This is a genomic window from Arthrobacter sp. T2-23 (assembly GCF_055398325.1).
This window is the reverse complement of sequence record NZ_AP027917.1, coordinates 1,038,451-1,054,722: the sequence shown is the minus strand read 5'-3', so window position 1 is coordinate 1,054,722 and position 16,272 is coordinate 1,038,451. Positions and strand designations below refer to the sequence as shown.

The following is a 16,272-nucleotide window of genomic DNA, read 5'->3' as shown; positions in this document are numbered from 1 at the left end:
GTGCACTAGTGCGCGGATGCGTAGACACTCCGGAGAATCCGGCAGTACCGTGGCAGTAGTCCGGGGCCCGCGGCGCCAAGCCGCCGCGGGGCCGATCAGAAATTTCCGAACCCATTGCTGACGAGGGAGTCATTGTGACTGTAACTGCCCAGCCCACCGTTACCGCGGAGCGCGAAGCCGCACTGCTGGCCTCCGTGCCGACCGGCCTGCTGATTGACGGACAGTGGCGTCCGGCCGCATCCGGCAAGACGTTCGACGTCGAGGACCCCGCCACCGGCAAGGTGCTGCTGAGCCTGGCCGACGCCGGTCCCGAGGACGGCGCCGCCGCCCTCGACGCGGCAGCCGCCGCGCAGGAGTCCTGGGCCAAGGTCCCGCCGCGGGAGCGCGGCGAAATCCTGCGCCGCGCCTTCGGCCTCGTCACGGAACGGGCCGATGACTTCGCGCTGCTGATGACCCTGGAGATGGGCAAGCCGCTGGCCGAAGCCCGTGGCGAGGTCACCTACGGGGCGGAATTCCTCCGCTGGTTCTCCGAGGAAGCCGTCCGTGCCTTCGGGCGCTACTCCGTCTCCCCGGACGGCAAGACCCGGCTGCTGGTGACCAAGAAGCCGGTGGGCCCCTGCCTGCTGATCACGCCGTGGAACTTCCCGCTGGCCATGGCCACCCGCAAGATCGCACCCGCCGTCGCGGCCGGCTGCACCATGGTGCTGAAGTCCGCGAACCTCACGCCGCTGACCTCGCAGCTCTTCGCCGCCGTCATGCTCGAAGCCGGCCTGCCCGCCGGCGTGCTGAACGTGATCCCCACCTCGACCGCCGGCGCCACCACCGGCCCGCTGATCAAGGACTCCCGGCTCCGCAAGCTCTCCTTCACCGGTTCCACCGAGGTCGGCCGGCGGCTGCTCGCGGACGCCTCCGGGACGGTGCTGCGGACCTCGATGGAGCTCGGCGGCAACGCCCCGTTCGTCGTGTTCGAGGACGCCGACGTCGACGCCGCCGTGGCCGGGGCGATGCTGGCGAAGCTGCGCAACATGGGTGAGGCCTGCACCGCGGCCAACCGGTTCATCGTGCACGAGTCCGTCGCCGGTGAATTCGCGGAGAAGTTCGCCGCGAAGATGTCGGAGATGACGACGGCCCGCGGCACCGAGCCGGAGTCCAAGGTCGGCCCGCTGATCGACGCGAAGAGCCGCGACAAGGTCCACGAACTCGTCACCGACGCGGTGTCCGCCGGTGCGGTTGCCGTGCTGGGCGGCTCCGCCGTCGAAGGCCCCGGCTACTTCTACCAGCCCACGATCCTCACCGGCGTCACCGAGGGCACCCGGATCCTGTCCGAGGAAATCTTCGGCCCGGTCGCCCCGATCATCACCTTCGACACCGAGGACGAAGCCGTCCGGCTCGCGAACAACACCGAATACGGCCTCGTGGCCTACGTCTTCACCAGGGATCTGAACCGCGGCATCCGGATGGGTGAACGGCTGGAGACCGGCATGCTGGGCCTGAACGCCGGCGTGGTGTCCAACGCGGCCGCCCCGTTCGGCGGCGTCAAGCAGTCCGGCCTGGGCCGCGAGGGCGGCCTCGAAGGCATCGAGGAGTACCTCTACACCCAGTACATCGGCATCGCCGACCCCTACGCCAGCTAGCCGCGCCGGAGCCTGCGGGCGGCGTCGCGGAGCCTGGACCAGGACTCCGCGGCGACCCGCCCGACGCTCTTCGCCGGGCCCGAGGCCGCGTGCAACGGCCTCGACGCCCGGCTTCGCCAGTGTGCCAGCAGCGAGGGCGGCAGCCAGGTGGCGCGCAGTCGGGTCCACCACGACGCGTTCTCCCGCAGGGCATCCCGGACCGCGGCGATCCGGTCCGCGGAGGCGCCGCCGGCCGGGGCACCCGCATCGGGCCGGCCGTACTGCTGGCGTTCAAAGTCAGCGGTCAGCTCCGCCACGGCGGCGTGCGCCCCCGCACCAGCGCCGCCCGGCGCGTCCGGGCCCACCACCGGGCCGCCCAGGGCTGAGGACCCGCGCAGCCGTGCGGCGAAGTGCCGCGGGGATTCACTGTCCCGCGGCGGAACGCGGAAGTCTGTGGCCAGGTCCAGCAGCTCGGCCCACGCCGGCGCCGCGGCCCCGGATTCGCCGGCTCCGGCCAGCTTCAGCCGACGCCGCCGGAGGCCACCGCGCGCCAGCGCCGGGGTTGCCAGCAGCAGAATCACCAGCAGCACGCCGCCGGCTCCGTACAGCAGCGGGACCAGCCGGTTGCCCGACCCGGCCTCGCCGCCGGGGCCGGGCAGCGGCAGCGGGGCAGGCACCGGCGCCGCGCTGGGCTTCGGGTCGTCCTTGGGGATCAGGCCGTCATTGTTTTGGTTGGTGCTGGCGCCGCTGGGCGCGGCCGGCTCGACGGCGTAGGCCGGCACCACACCGCGGGACGGCGTCGGCTCGAAAGCCACCCAGCCGACGCCCTGGAAGTAGAGCTCGGGCCAGGCGTGCGCGTCGCGGGCATCTACCTCGTACTCCGGCAGTGCCCCCTGGCCCGCGATCGACACCGTGGCTCCGGTGGGCCGGCCCGGCGCGTAGCCGACGGCGATCCGGCTTGGGATCCCTTCCAGCCGTGCCATCACGGCCATGGCCGACGCGAAGTGGATGCAGTAGCCGCTCTTCTGGGCCAGGAAATCCGCCAGTACGGACAGCCCGTTCCCGTCGTAGCCGCCCTGGACGGGGGACTGGAGCGAGTAGCGGAATTCCGCGGAGCGCAGGTACTTCTGGATCGCCATCGCCTTGGCGTAACTGGTGCTGCTCCCGGCCGTGACCGCATCGGCGGTCTGGCGCACGATCTGTGGGACGTTGCCGGGGATCCGGGTGAAGGTGTCCGGAATGCCGCGCGCCGGGGCGGAGGCCTGCGCCAGCGTGGCCGCCGTCAGCTTCGGCGCCACGGACATCACCACGTACTGCTGGTTGCGGGAGTTCAGGTCCACGCCCTTGATGCTGAGGGTCGCCGGATCCCAGCTCCACCGGCCGGTCAGCCCGTTGACCGCCTCGGGCGCGTAGGGCACCGGCAGGTACGGGCTGGTGAACTGGCCGGCGTTGACGGCCGTGACCACCCGAACCTGCTCGTCGACGGTCGAATCGACTCCCGGGTCGATCCTCCCGGTGCCCAGCCTGCGGCTGGCGTCGCGGTCGTCGGGCGACCAGGAATCGCCGTCGAAGCTGTCCACGGTGACCGAGCGCAGGTAGGGCGCCGTCGCGGCGTTGGTGGCGTACGTGATCCGGCCGGTGCCGGTGGGGCTGCGCAGGCTGTTGCCCAGGCTGATCATCGGATTCAGTCCGTTGGCGGTGCCCCAGGGGTTTAGCCGGGACCCCTGCGGGAAAGTGCCCTGGTCGAAGCCCGGGACCACCAGCTGGAGCAGGAGTGTGAGGGCCAGCGCCATGGCCCCGGTCAGGGCGGCGCGATTCAGCTGGCCCGGGTTGTGCGCCGTGTCCGCCCGGGCTCCGGAGCCCGGATGGAACCAGTGGCTGCAGGCAAGGATCATCAGGTAGCCGACAGCCGCCCCGGTGAAACCCAGCCAGCCGACGCTCTGCGGCTTGACCATGGCGGGGACCACCAGGATGGCCAGGATCCCGAGCCCACTGGTTGCCGGCAGCGAGAGCGGCAGGGCGAGCGCGTCCATCAGGATCACGAGCAGGCCCAGCACCCCGCAGATCAGCAGCACGATGCCGGCGTTGGGCGCCACCGGCGTGCTCTCGGCCAGGACGGTCTCGCTGGCACGCCGCAGGTAACGCTGCAGCTGGACCAGGGTGTCGCCGGAGGGGATGAAACCGGCGATGCTGTGCTGCCGGAAGAAGGTGAACGTGAGGACCAAGGCCAGCGCCAGGAAGCCGCCGGCGCCGACCAGGACGCCGCGCAGCCGCAGTGCCCGGAGCCCCGCCATCGTCATCGCCACGGTGAAGACCGTGGTGAGCACGGCCGGGTACCACGCCCACCCGCGCAGTACACCGTTGAGGCCCAGCGCCGCACCCGCCACCGCAACCGCGACGGCGAGCCCCATTGCCCAGGGCTCGACGACGGCCCGGTTCCGCCGGGCGGCCCCTTCCGGTGCCGGGGCGGCCCGCCGGTCGTCGTCGGACGCCGGGCTCCCGGCGGCCGGGCCGCGGTGCGGTGCCAGGGTCATCGCCGGCCTCCCGCGCCGCGGCGCACATCGGCAGCAGCCGTGAGCCCCGGGGATCCGCCCTGGTCGAAGGCCGACCAGGCGGCCGGGAGCGGGGTGGCCGCGGAGACGGCCACGGCGTGCCAGCCGCCGCGGCGAAGGGTTTCCAGGACCGGGTCGGTGTCAGCCGCGCGGTCGGTGATGACGAGGGCGAAGGCATTCGCGCCGAAGCCTGCCGCCGGGGCGAGGGCCCCCGCCTCGGCCGCCGAGAGCCGCCCCAGGATCGCGAGGATGGGCCCGCGGAGCCGGTGTGCCGAGAGCTTGTCCATCAGCCGGTCGTCGAACGGCTGCGGACCGGCGTCGGCGCTCGGGTGGCGCGGCCCGGTGAGCTGGATCGCCGCCAGGCTCTCCGCGATGGACTGCAGGCCGCCGGCACCGGAGTATTCGTCGGCTTCCGGTTCGGGCGCCGACGGGGAATGCAGGAACGCCGGGTCGCCGGCCGGGTCCAGGCAGCGCAGCGCGTAGTTGCGCTCGCCGAGGTGGGTGCTGATGGACATGGCGGCGGTAACGGCCCACTCGAACGCGTCGGTGGTGACGAGTTCGTGCGCGTCGGCCGCGCTGCCGCCGGCGACGTAGCCGGCGCCATGGGAGTAGGCCAGGAACCGCTGGTCCAGGATGATCGTGGCCTCCGGCGTGGTGACGGATTCCTCCTGGCGGACCATGAGCGAACCGTGGCGGGCCGTCGCCGCCCAGTGCACCCGGCGCATCGGGTCACCGTTCCGGTACTCGCGGGTCATCACGTCGTCGTCGCTGGGATTGGCGCGGATCCGCGTCGCCGTGACGCCGTCGTGGCCGCGTGCGCCGGCCAGCCCCGTTTCGGGAAGCTCGACGGCGGCCGGGGTAACGGTGAGGATGTCGCCGGCGTCGATCGCGTGGCGGTGCACGGAGAGCCCGAACGGGTCGCTGAACTCGGCCGTGACCGGCCCGATCAGGAACTGGCCGCGCTTCGCGCTCCGCAACTGGTACTCGTAACGGCTGGACCCCGCGGTGGCCGTCCGCGCCGGGAAACGGAAGACCGGAGACTGCCCGAACCGCGAGGGCAGCTGCTCCTCCATCAGGGCGTGGCCGGTCCCGGGGCCGGTGCGCGCCACCGCCAGCCGGACCGTGGTGGTGGCGGATGTCTCCACCGGGGAGGGGTTGAACTCCCGGTAGACCTGGAACCGGGGCTTCAGCACCCGGGTCCCGGCAAGGGAGAGCAGCGGCAGGACCAGCAGCAGCAGGGCCAGCGCCAGCAGGTCGCGGCGTCCCATTACCTGGGCTGCCAGCAGGGACAGGATCCCCGCCCCGAGCAGGCCCCAGCCGCGGGAGCTGAAGATGTGCCTCGGTAACCGGTCCAGCAACGCCACGGCCGCGCCAGCTCCCTAGCGGCTTGTGGGGTTCGCGGCGGGCTGCGCGGCGGAGCGGGGCCGTCCGTTGTCGCGGCCGGCCCGGGACAACGCCGCGGACGTGTCCTGCCCGACCGGCACCTTGGCCAGGATGGACCGGATGACGCTCTGCGGCGTCTCGCCGGTGCTGGCCGCCTTGCGGTCTAGGATGATCCGGTGCGCCAGCACCGATTCGGCGACGCTCACGACGTCGTCCGGCAGCACAAAATCCCGGCCTTCCAGCGCGGCGGTGGCCTTCGCGGCCCGCAACAGCTGCAGCATGGAGCGGGGGCTGGCGCCCAGCCGGAGCATGGAGCTTTCCCTCGTGGCACGGCCCAGGGCGACCGTGTACTCCTTGATCGACTGCGACACGTACACCTGCTGGACGGTGGCGATCATGGCGGCCACCTCGTCGGCGGTGACCACGGCCGTCACCCGGGCCAGCGGGGACGTGGCCTGGTGGGTCTCCAGCATCTCCATCTCGGAGTCCTTGTCCGGGTAGCCCATCGAGATGCGGGCCATAAAGCGGTCCCGCTGCGCTTCCGGCAGCGGGTAGGTGCCCTCCATCTCGATCGGGTTCTGGGTGGCCACCACCATAAACGGCTCATCCAGCTTGTAGGAGTTCCCGTCCACCGTGACCTGGTGCTCCTCCATGCACTCCAGCAGCGCCGACTGGGTCTTGGCGGACGCGCGGTTGATCTCATCGCCGATCACGATGTTCGCGAACACCGCGCCCGGCCGGAACTCGAACATCCGTGAGGCCTGATTGTAGATGGAGACCCCGGTGACGTCGGACGGCAGCAGGTCGGGAGTGAACTGGATCCGGCTGACCGAACAGTCGATGGTGCGGGCCAGGGTCTTCGCCAGCAGGGTCTTGCCCACGCCCGGGACGTCCTCCAGCAGCAGGTGGCCCTGGGCGAGGAGCACGGTCAGGGCCAGCTTTGCCGCCTCGGCCTTGCCGTCGATCACGGTGTTGATGGCGCGCAGGATGCGCTCGCTGGCGGTGTGGAAGGCCTCGGCCTCCATCGGCGCGGGCAGGGCCGGTCCCGGCTGCCTCCGGCTGCCGTTGCCGCCGGCGGCCGGGGTTCCGGAGGCGCTTCCGGCCGTGGACCCGGATGTAGCCGTATCGTGCGGGAAGCCCTGCCGTTCCGGCAGCGCTTCGTCTACGGAGGTGCGTCGGTGGTAGTCCATCGGCAGCCTTTCAGCCCTGGTGCGGCCCGGGCGGAGCGGCAGCGTCTGCCGGGAACCCCATCTCGTGCACGCCTGTATGCCTAACAGCGTACTAACACAACTGACGATGCAGACAGAGAGTTCCGGGTAATTCTCCGAGCAGCCCGCGGCTAGGCTGGATGAATGTGCAATCCGCTCACTCCCGCCCCCTTCCGCGCGACCGGCAGCGACGCGGCCGACGGCGGTCCCTCCGGACCCGGTTCCTCCGGCCGGAAAGGGTACCCGCCCGCGCCGGAGCCCCTGCCCGTCCCGGTCATGGACAACCACACCCACCTGGATTTCCCGGACGCTGATTCGTCCCGTGGGGGTCCGGCGGTCAGTATCAAGGACGCCCTCGATGCCGCCGAGGCCGTAGGGGTCCGGGGCGCCGTGCAGGTGGGCTGCGACCTGGAATCGTCCCGTTTCACCGTGCAGGCCGTGGAGCAGGACGCCCGGCTGCTGGGCGCCGTCGCACTGCACCCCAACGACGCCCCCGCCTACGCCGCCCGCGGCGAACTCGAGGAGGCCCTCGCGGAAATCGAGGCCCTCGCGGCCCACCCGCGGATCCGGGCCATCGGGGAGACCGGCCTGGACTTCTTCCGCACCGAGGGGGAGGGGCTGGTCCAGCAGCGGTACTCGTTCCGCCGGCACATCGACATCGCCAAGCGGCTCGGCCTGACGCTGCAGATCCATGACCGCGACGCGCACGAGGACGTGGTGCAGGTGCTCCGCGAAGAGGGCCCGCCTGAGCGCGTGGTCTTCCATTGCTTCTCCGGCGGAGAGGAACTGGCCCGCACCTGCAACAGCGAGGGCTGGTACATGTCCTTCGCCGGCACGGTGACCTTCAAGAATGCGGCGAACCTGCGCGCCGCGCTGGCCATCGCCGAACCCGGCCGGCTGCTGGTCGAGACGGACGCCCCGTTCCTGACCCCGCACCCGCACCGGGGAAGGCTGAACGCCAGTTACATGGTTCCGTACACGGTCCGGGCCATGGCGGAATTGACAGGCCGGGAGCTGTCCGGGCTGTGTGCCCAGTTGGCCGAAAACACGCTTAAAGCGTACGGTTCCTGGGACTAAATCCATCCCCCGGCGTCACTGTGGCAACATACCGAGTATGCACAAAATCTTGGTTGGTTTATAACGCTACGGTTACAGTGGTCAACTATTAGCCGGGGTCGGGGAAGGCCTTCGGATAATTTCACTCCCTCCGGGCGCGCACTGCGGTAATGAATCCACGTGTGCGCTCTCGTTTGGGGGTGTGGCGGTGCTCGCGTTTTCCGCAAATATCCGGACCCGTCCGGAGCTGCCCTGGGGGTGTTTGCGTCGTGGAAACGTGTGCGCTTATCCCCGTGCCCGGATGGTCCAAGAGATATGGGCAATCGTGGTCAAGTTCTTCACATCGGACGGCAAGGTCAGTTTCGTCAAGGTCGGCGCGCAGCTGGTGGTGCTCCTGGCACTCGTGCTGGGCCTCGTCGCCTTCGTCGGCAACAACAAGACGGTCACCCTGAACGTCGACGGCAAAGTGAGCTCCGTCCAGACCTTCGGCGGCACCGTCGGCCAGGTGGTCCGGGCCGCCAAGGTGGAGCTGCAGTCCGCCGACAAGGTCTCGCCCTCGGCCGACTCCCATGTGCAGGACGGATCCGTCATCAACGTCAACCTCGCCAAGGCCGTGAAGGTCAGCGTGGACGGCGCGGAGCGGACGATTAACACCACCGCACCCACCGTGGCGTCCCTGGTGAGCGAACTCGGCGTCGCCAGCGCCTCGGAAGTTTCCGCCCCCAAGGACGCGCAGCTCGCCGTCTCCGGCTCCTTCGTCAGCATTTCGACGCCGAAGTCCGTGACGATCGTCGCCGACGGCAAGGCCACCCAGACCACCACGACGGCGGCCACCGTCGGGAACCTGCTCGCCGACGCCGGCATCAAGCTCGGCGCCAGCGACCGCACCTCCCAGCCGGCCAATGCCCCCGTCGTCAACAACATGGCCGTCAAGGTGTCCCGGGTGGACGCCACCAAGACCGCGGACGCCACCGAGGCCATCCCGTTCGAGACCCTCACCACCGAAGACGCGACCATGCTCAAGGGTGAGAAGACGGTCACCCAGGCCGGTGCCCCCGGAAGCATCAGCAAGAGCTTCAAACTGGTGCTGGTGGACGGCCGCGAGGCCTCCCGGACCCTCGTTTCCCAGAACATCACCCTCCAGCCGGTGACCGAAAAGGTCACGGTCGGCACGAAGGAGAAGCCCAAGGCCGACGTCGCCGCAGCCGCGAACACCGGCGCCGCAGCCCCGGCGATGATGAACGAAGCCATGTGGGACAAGATCGCCCAGTGCGAGTCCGGCGGCAACTGGTCCATCAATACCGGCAACGGCTACTACGGCGGCCTGCAGTTCGACGTCCGCACCTGGGTGGGCTCCGGCGGCGGCGCCTACGCCCCGAACGCCAGCCAGGCCACCAAGGCCCAGCAGATCGACATCGCCAACCGGGTCTACGCCCAGCGCGGCCTGTCGCCCTGGGGCTGCGGCTGGGCAGCGTCCCGCTAAGGAACCCCGCTAAGAGATCCCGCTAAGAAATCCCGCGGCGCCTGACCTGCGCCGCGCAGGACTCTTCAACTGGCTGTCGAAGGCCGGTCCCGGACCCCCGGGGCCGGTCTTCGCCGTTGCCGCCGCGGGATAGGATACCTAGGTGACTGAACCGACCCCCTCCGCCGCCGTCGAGCCTGCCGGGAAGCTGCCCGCAGGCACCCCCGCGCCCCTGCTTGGCGCCACCGACATCCGCAGGCTGGCCGAGGAAATCGGGGTCCGCCCCACCAAGACGCTGGGCCAGAACTTCGTCATCGACGGCAACACCATCCGGCGCATCGTCGCCGCGGCGGACATCGGCGCGGAGGAAACGGTCCTCGAGGTCGGACCCGGTCTCGGCTCGCTGACCCTGGGCCTGCTGGACGCCGCAAACGCGGTCGTCGCCGTCGAAATCGACCCGGTGCTGGCCGGCAAGCTCCCCGCCACCGTCAGCCGGTGGCGCCCCGAGGCCGGGGAAAACTTCCACCTGGTCCTCGCCGACGCGATGAAGGTCACTGAACTGCCGGTGCAGCCGACGGCGCTGGTCGCCAACCTGCCGTACAACGTGGCCGTCCCGGTCGTCCTGCACCTGCTGCAGCACTTCCCGAGCCTGCAGCACGGCCTGGTCATGGTCCAGGACGAGGTTGCCGACCGACTCGCGGCGCCCCCGGGCTCCAAGACCTACGGCGTCCCCTCGGTGAAGGCGGCCTGGTACAGCAGCATGCGCAAGGCCGGCGTGATCGGGATGAATGTCTTCTGGCCGGCGCCCAAGATCCACTCCGGGCTCGTCGCCTTCACCCGCCGGGAACCGCCGGCCACCACCGCCACCCGGGAAGCGGTCTTCGCCGTCATCGACGCGGCCTTCGCGCAGCGGCGCAAGACCCTCCGGGCCGCCCTGGCCGGCTGGGCCGGGAGCGCCGCCGAGGCCGAGCGCTGCCTCCGGGCCGCCGGTGTGGACCCCAGTGCCCGCGGCGAAGTCCTCGACATTGCCGCCTTTGCCCGGATCGCAGAAGCGCACGCCCAGCCGTCTTCCTGACCGGAGCCGCCGCCGCGGGAGCCCTGCCGCGCTTGTGCTGTTCCTGCCCGGGAGTGCCCCTCCTGCTTGGAGCCACGGGCCGCCATGCCATAGCGTGGAGCCATGAACGCAGTGAGAGGGCGCTTTTCCGCGAGGACCGTCCGGGTCAAGGCACCGGGCAAAGTCAACGTCTCACTGGATGTCGGGCCGCTGCGCGCGGACGGCTACCACTCGGTTGCCAGCGTCTACCTGGCGGTCTCGCTCTATGAAGAAGTCGCGGCCACCAGCACGGACACGGGGGAGATCACGGTCAGCATCAGCCCGGCCAGCACCCTGGACCTTGATGGCGTCGACATTCCGCTCGACGAGCGCAACCTTGCGTACAAGGCGGCGGCCATCATGACCGACGTCTCGGAGCAATCCACCGGCGTCCACCTGGAGATCACCAAACGCGTGCCGGTTGCCGGCGGCATGGGCGGCGGCTCGGCCGATGCCGCAGCGACCCTGCTGGCCTGCGACGCCCTGTGGAACAGCGGCCTCTCGCGCGACGAGCTGGCCCACCTGGCCGCCGAACTCGGCGCGGACGTGCCTTTCTCGCTGCTGGGAGGAACCGCCGTCGGACTGGGCGTGGGCGACGAGCTGTCGCCTGCCCTGGTCAAGGCGCAGACCGACTGGGTGCTGGTGACCGCGGACTTTGGCCTGTCCACTCCGGAGGTTTTCCGCACCCTGGACCGGTTGCGGGCCGCCGAAGGGGTGGAGATCGAGGAGCCCACCTCGGTGGATCCGCGGGTCCTTGCCGCCCTCCGCAGCGGCGACGCGGACGCGCTGAGCCGTGTCCTCGTCAACGACCTGCAGCGCGCCTCCATTGAGCTGGCGCCGGGGCTGCGCGACGTACTGGGACTCGGCGAATCCTGCGGCGCGATCGCCGGCATCGTCTCAGGGTCGGGGCCCACCGTGGCGCTGCTGGCGCACGGCGCGGCCGCCGCGGAGGGGCTCGCCGGGGAACTCCGGCATCACGGCCTGGACGCCATGGCCGTCCACGGTCCGGTGCACGGTGCCCGCATCATCTCCGATACGCTCCTTTAATAGCTTTGGCCGCATCGACGGCAGAACCACCCGAGGCCAACAGCGCCTCTAGCTCGACCATTACCTCTAGGAAAGCAGTTCCCCGTGGCACACCTGCTCGGCGGCGAGAACCTCACGGTCTCGTACGCAACCCGTACCGTCCTCGATGGCATTACCCTCGGCCTTGAAGAGGGCGACCGGATCGGCATGGTGGGCCGCAACGGCGACGGCAAGTCGACCCTCATGCGGCTGCTCGCCATGCGCGCCACCCCGGACTCCGGCCGGGTGACCAAGCGCAGCGAGGTCAACATCGGCTACCTGGACCAGAGCGACGTGCTCGACGGCGACCTCACCGTCGGCGCCGCGATCGTCGGCGACCAGGCCGACTATGAATGGGCGCGCAATCCACAGATCCGCGAGGTCATGGGCGGCCTCGTGTCCGACGTCGACTGGCACGCAAACGTCCATGCCCTCTCCGGCGGGCAGAAGCGGCGGGTGGCGCTCGCCAAGCTGCTGATCGAGGACCACGATGTCATCATGCTCGACGAGCCGACCAACCACCTCGACGTCGAAGGCGTTGCCTGGCTCTCCCGGCACCTGAAGACGCGCTGGCGGCCCAACCAGGGCGCCTTCCTGGTGGTCACCCACGACCGCTGGTTCCTCGACGAAGTCTGCAACAAGACCTGGGAAATCCACGACGGCATCATGGACCCGTTCGACGGCGGCTACGCCGCCTATGTGCTGGCCCGTGCCGAACGCGACCGGTCGGCGTCCGTGATGGAAAGCAAGCGCCAGCAGCTCGTCAAGAAGGAACTCGCCTGGCTGCGCCGCGGCGCCCCGGCCCGCACGGCCAAGCCCAAGTTCCGGATCGAGGCGGCCAACGCCCTGATCGCCGATGTCCCGGAGCCGCGCGACTCGACGGCGCTGAGCAAGATGGCCACCGCCCGGCTCGGCAAGGACGTGCTGGACCTGGAAAACGTCTCGCTGGACTTCCTCGGCGGCTCAGCCGGGCAGAAGCTCTTCGACAACATCACCTTGCGGCTGGCGCCCGGCGAACGTCTGGGCCTGGTAGGTGTCAACGGCGCCGGCAAAACCACCCTGCTCAAGTTGCTCAACGGCGAGATCCAGCCGACCTCGGGGAAGGTCAAGCGCGGCAAGACCGTGGTCACCGCGGTCCTCAGCCAGGAGGTCAAGGAGCTCGACGACGTCTCGGACCTTCGCGTGATCGAGGTGATCGAGCGGGAAAAGCGCTCCTTCAACGTCGGCGGCAAGGAATTCACCGCCGGCCAGCTCGTGGAGCAGCTTGGGTTCACCAACGAGAAGCAGTGGACCCCGGTCAAGGACCTCTCCGGTGGCGAACGCCGGCGGCTTCAGCTCCTGCGCCTGCTCGTGGGGGAGCCGAACGTGCTGATGCTTGACGAGCCCACCAACGACCTCGACACCGACACCCTGGCCGCCGTCGAAGACGTGCTGGACGGCTGGCCCGGCACGCTCGTGGTGGTCAGCCACGACCGCTACCTGCTCGAACGTGTCACGGACCACCAGATGGCCCTCCTGGGCGACGGCAAGATCCGCGCGCTGCCGCGCGGCGTGGACCAGTACCTGGAACTGCGCGAGGCGGCGATGGCCGGCTCCACGATCACCGGCGGCGGCAACCCGGTCACCGCCGCCAGCGGCAGTTCCGCCCCGGCAGCCTCCGGCCCCTCGGAAGCCGAAAAGCGCGATGCCCGCAAGGCCAAGAACCGGATCGACCGTCAGCTGGGCAAGCTGCAGCAGCAGGAAGACAAGATCCACGCCCAGATGACCGCCGGTGCCGGCGACGCCAGCAAGTTCGACGAGCTCGCGGCCTTGAACGCCAAACTCCGGGAACTCGCCGCCGAACGCGAAGCCCTCGAACTGGAATGGCTCGAAGCCCTCGAAGTCCTCGGCGAATAAGCCCTCGGCGGTGGCTGGGTTGGGTGCCAGAGCCGGCCCTTCCGCGTCGCTTAGACACAGCACTTCGGAGCCCTCCGGTCGCTGGGCGACCTCCGGGCTCCGATGCGCTGCGATGCGCTCCTTTCGGAAGGACCGCCTCCGACTACGCGGCTCAACGCCGCGTGGTTCTGCCGCGCAAGCGGCGCGGGGGTTCTTCGCGTAGTCGCGCATCGCGGTGCAACGGGCTCCGAAGGTCGCCCAGCGACCGCAGGGGCCTGTTGCGCCGTGTCTAAGCGACGGCGAAGGGCCACTGCGCCGCGAAGGTGACCGGGTTGGGTCGCGTAAGTAACCAGCCGCGAAGACAACCACAGGCAGACAGACCCGAAGCCTCAGTCCTCGGTCTTGAGCTCCGGTTCCTTGCTCAGACCCGTGAGGCCGTTCCAGGCGAGGTTCACCAGGTGCGCGGCGACGTCGCGTTTGTCCGGCGTGCGGCTGTCCTGCCACCACTGGCCGGTCATCGCGACCATGCCTACCAGCATCTGGGCGTACATGGCGCCGTCGGCCGCACTGAACCCGCGGCGGGCGAACTCGTCGGCCAGGATGTACTCCACGCGTGCGGTCACCTGGGAGAGCAGCGTGGAGAACGCGCCTTCGGGCTGCGAGGGCGGAGCGTCGCGCATCAGGATCCGGAAACCGTCGGTCCGGTCCTCGATGTAGCCCAGCAGCGCCAGGGCGGCCCGTTCGACCAGGACGCGCGGCTTGGCTTCCGCGGAGAGGGCGTCGTTGATGGAGCCCAGCAGGATCCGGAACTCGTACTCCACCACCTGGGTGTAAAGGCCCTCCTTGGAGCCGAAGTGTTCGTAGATCACCGGCTTCGAAACGCCCGCGGCGGAGGCAATCTCCTCGATGGTGGTGCCGTCCAGCCCGCGGAGAGCGAAGAGGCTCCGGCCGACGCCGATCAGCTGGGTGCGGCGCTGGGGGCCGGTCATCCGGGCCCTGGGGATGTGGCCGGGGGACCGCACCGGCCTGCCGGTGAAGTGGTCCGCCCCTCCGGACACGCCTGCGCTCTTGCTCACAGCACCATCATGCCTTACCGGCCCGCAGGTCCCCGGGCACTGAGTCGCACGAGCAACATCCTTCGTGGCAGAATTGTCTCTTGTGCCACTGGCTTGACGCCCGGGCACGGTCCGCTCTGGTGTAATGGCAGCACCCCGGCCTTTGGAGCCGTGGAGTATAGGTTCGAGTCCTATGGGCGGAACTTCCTTGGGCGGCGCTGCCGGAGGAACCTGCCCGGCGGGCTGGTGCCGGCGGGAGTCCAGTAGGATGAAGAGGATGCCGCGACCGGAATGTGGTCCGGCTCGGCCGCGCGGAGCCGGCAACGAGGTAGACCACCTGGCTGTCGTCCACGGGCCAACCGAGATCCACCGAGCAGCGGCACTGAGTCAGGCCACTGAGCAAGGAGAGCCCGTACGTGAGCCCCGAGAACACCGGCCCCGCCGCCGTCATTGTCCTAGCTGCAGGTGCCGGTACCCGGATGAAATCCCGTACCCCCAAGATCCTCCACGAAATCGGCGGACGCTCCCTCGTTGGCCACGCGCTTAAGGCCGCCCGAGCCCTCCACCCGCGCGAACTTGCCCTCGTGGTCCGGCACGAACGCGACCAGGTTGCCGCTCACATCGCAGCGCTCGACCCCAAGGCGCTCATCGTTGACCAGGACGAAGTGCCCGGCACCGGGCGCGCCGTCGAAGCCGCGCTCGAGGCTCTCGACGCACTGCATCCCCAAGCCCAGCTCAGCGGAACCGTCGTCGTGACCTACGGCGACGTGCCCCTGCTCACCGGCGAACTGTTGTCCGAGCTTGTCGCCACCCACGAGGCGGAAGGCAATGCCGCCACCGTCCTCACCGCCGTCCTCGACGACGCCACCGGCTACGGCCGCATCCTCCGCGCCGACGACGGCACCGTGACCGGCATCCGCGAACACAAGGATGCCAGTGACGCCGAGCGCGGGATCCGGGAAATCAACTCCGGCATCTACGCCTTCGACGCCGCCGTACTGCGGGACTCGCTGGCTCACGTCACCACCGACAATGCCCAGGGTGAGAAGTACCTGACCGACGTCCTCGCCCTGGCCCGTGACGCCGGCGGTCGGGTCGCCGCCGTCGTCACCGAAGACCGCTGGCAGGTCGAAGGTGCCAACGACCGCGTCCAGCTCTCGGCCCTCGGCGCCGAGCACAACCGCCGCACCGTCGAGGCCTGGATGCGCGCCGGCGTCACCGTCGTCGACCCCGCCACCACCTGGATCGACGCCACCGTGACGCTGGACGAGGACGTCAGGCTGCTGCCGAACACCCAGCTGCACGGCGCCACGACAGTGGCGCGCGACGCCGTCGTCGGCCCCGACACGACCCTGATCGACGTCCAGGTGGGGGAGGGCGCCACGGTGATCCGCACCCACGGCTCCGGCTCCGCCATCGGCGCGAACGCCAGCGTCGGCCCGTTCACCTACCTGCGCCCCGGCACCGTCCTCGGTGAAACCGGCAAGATCGGCGCGTTCTACGAGACGAAGAACGTCACGATCGGCCGCGGCTCCAAGCTCTCCCACCTCGGCTACGCCGGCGACGCGGAAATCGGTGAGGACACCAACATCGGCTGCGGCAACATCACGGCCAACTACGACGGCGAGAAGAAACACCGCACCGTGATCGGTTCCGGCGTCCGCACCGGCTCCAACACCGTCTTCGTGGCCCCGGTCCGGGTCGGCGACGGCGCGTACAGCGGCGCCGGCGCCGTGATCCGCAGCGACGTGCCCGCGGGCGCCCTCGCAGTGTCCCTGGCCAAGCAGCGGAACTCGGAAGGCTGGGTCGCGGCAAACCGTCCGGGCTCCCTCTCCGCCGCGCTGGCCGAGGCGGCCGCCGCCACCCCGACATCCTCCACTACTCCGGCATCGACAGAACAGGGCTAGCAA

At 70.1% G+C, this 16,272-nt stretch carries 11 protein-coding genes and 1 tRNA gene; 8 read left to right on the top strand and 4 right to left on the bottom strand.

The window, feature by feature from the left end; translation table 11 throughout:
- Positions 1-134 precede the first annotated feature (134 nt).
- Complete coding sequence (locus ACZ5Z0_RS04840; protein ID WP_464110121.1) at positions 135-1,634, top strand: NAD-dependent succinate-semialdehyde dehydrogenase; 1,500 nt, start codon at positions 135-137, stop codon at positions 1,632-1,634.
- On the opposite strand, the gene ACZ5Z0_RS04835 is transcribed toward ACZ5Z0_RS04840, so the two are convergent.
- The 3 genes from ACZ5Z0_RS04835 to ACZ5Z0_RS04825 are packed head-to-tail and all read right to left on the bottom strand — an operon-like array spanning position 1,631 to position 6,738.
- Positions 1,631-4,147 (bottom strand): transglutaminase TgpA family protein, encoded by a 2,517-nt coding sequence (locus tag ACZ5Z0_RS04835; protein WP_464110120.1) that lies wholly within the window; start codon positions 4,145-4,147, stop codon positions 1,631-1,633. The genes ACZ5Z0_RS04840 and ACZ5Z0_RS04835 overlap by 4 nt on opposite strands.
- Positions 4,144-5,529: a DUF58 domain-containing protein gene (locus ACZ5Z0_RS04830; protein ID WP_464110119.1), complete on the bottom strand. Its 1,386-nt coding sequence runs from the start codon at positions 5,527-5,529 to the stop codon at positions 4,144-4,146. The genes ACZ5Z0_RS04835 and ACZ5Z0_RS04830 overlap by 4 nt, the downstream gene beginning before the upstream one ends.
- 15 nt (positions 5,530-5,544) lie before the next feature.
- The gene (locus ACZ5Z0_RS04825) at positions 5,545-6,738 is read right to left on the bottom strand and encodes an AAA family ATPase (RefSeq protein ID WP_464110118.1); all 1,194 of its coding nucleotides are present in this window, start codon (positions 6,736-6,738) and stop codon (positions 5,545-5,547) included.
- Positions 6,739-6,900: 162 nt separating this feature from the next.
- Here ACZ5Z0_RS04825 and ACZ5Z0_RS04820 point away from each other — a divergent pair, with 162 nt between their 5' ends.
- From ACZ5Z0_RS04820 to ACZ5Z0_RS04800, 5 genes are all read left to right on the top strand, one after another.
- A complete protein-coding gene (locus tag ACZ5Z0_RS04820; RefSeq protein WP_464110117.1) occupies positions 6,901-7,833 on the top strand; it encodes a TatD family hydrolase in 933 nt (310 codons plus the stop codon).
- A gap of 280 nt (positions 7,834-8,113) precedes the next feature.
- Positions 8,114-9,295, top strand: a complete 1,182-nt coding sequence (locus ACZ5Z0_RS04815) for a ubiquitin-like domain-containing protein (RefSeq protein WP_464110116.1) — start codon at positions 8,114-8,116, stop codon at positions 9,293-9,295.
- A 142-nt stretch (positions 9,296-9,437) separates the two neighbouring features.
- Positions 9,438-10,349 carry a 16S rRNA (adenine(1518)-N(6)/adenine(1519)-N(6))-dimethyltransferase RsmA gene (rsmA, locus tag ACZ5Z0_RS04810; RefSeq protein WP_464110115.1) on the top strand — a complete coding sequence of 304 codons (912 nt, stop codon included), beginning with the start codon at positions 9,438-9,440 and terminating at the stop codon, positions 10,347-10,349.
- Positions 10,350-10,451: 102 nt separating this feature from the next.
- The gene (locus tag ACZ5Z0_RS04805; protein WP_464110114.1) at positions 10,452-11,414 is read left to right on the top strand and encodes a 4-(cytidine 5'-diphospho)-2-C-methyl-D-erythritol kinase; all 963 of its coding nucleotides are present in this window, start codon (positions 10,452-10,454) and stop codon (positions 11,412-11,414) included.
- Between the two features lie 84 nt (positions 11,415-11,498).
- Positions 11,499-13,328, top strand: a complete 1,830-nt coding sequence (locus tag ACZ5Z0_RS04800; RefSeq protein ID WP_138769947.1) for an ABC-F family ATP-binding cassette domain-containing protein — start codon at positions 11,499-11,501, stop codon at positions 13,326-13,328.
- 368 nt (positions 13,329-13,696) lie between these two features.
- On the opposite strand, the gene ACZ5Z0_RS04795 is transcribed toward ACZ5Z0_RS04800, so the two are convergent.
- On the bottom strand, positions 13,697-14,296 hold the full coding sequence (locus ACZ5Z0_RS04795) for a TetR/AcrR family transcriptional regulator (protein ID WP_464110718.1): 600 nt from the start codon (positions 14,294-14,296) through the stop codon (positions 13,697-13,699).
- Between the two features lie 197 nt (positions 14,297-14,493).
- Here ACZ5Z0_RS04795 and ACZ5Z0_RS04790 point away from each other — a divergent pair.
- Both ACZ5Z0_RS04790 and glmU read left to right on the top strand, forming a co-directional pair.
- A tRNA-Gln gene (locus tag ACZ5Z0_RS04790) sits at positions 14,494-14,565 on the top strand.
- A 213-nt stretch (positions 14,566-14,778) separates the two neighbouring features.
- Complete coding sequence (gene glmU, locus ACZ5Z0_RS04785) at positions 14,779-16,269, top strand: bifunctional UDP-N-acetylglucosamine diphosphorylase/glucosamine-1-phosphate N-acetyltransferase GlmU (protein ID WP_464110113.1); 1,491 nt, start codon at positions 14,779-14,781, stop codon at positions 16,267-16,269.
- The last annotated feature ends 3 nt before the right edge of the window (positions 16,270-16,272 follow it).

Coding starts and splice junctions, on each gene's coding strand:
- ACZ5Z0_RS04835 (WP_464110120.1), bottom strand. CDS start 4,147: ATGACCCTGGCACCGCACCGCGGCCCGGCCGCCGGGAGCCCGGCGTCC.
- ACZ5Z0_RS04825 (WP_464110118.1), bottom strand. CDS start 6,738: ATGGACTACCACCGACGCACCTCCGTAGACGAAGCGCTGCCGGAACGG.
- ACZ5Z0_RS04805 (WP_464110114.1), top strand. CDS start 10,452: ATGAACGCAGTGAGAGGGCGCTTTTCCGCGAGGACCGTCCGGGTCAAG.
- ACZ5Z0_RS04815 (WP_464110116.1), top strand. CDS start 8,114: ATGGTCCAAGAGATATGGGCAATCGTGGTCAAGTTCTTCACATCGGAC.
- ACZ5Z0_RS04820 (WP_464110117.1), top strand. CDS start 6,901: ATGTGCAATCCGCTCACTCCCGCCCCCTTCCGCGCGACCGGCAGCGAC.
- ACZ5Z0_RS04795 (WP_464110718.1), bottom strand. CDS start 14,296: ATGACCGGCCCCCAGCGCCGCACCCAGCTGATCGGCGTCGGCCGGAGC.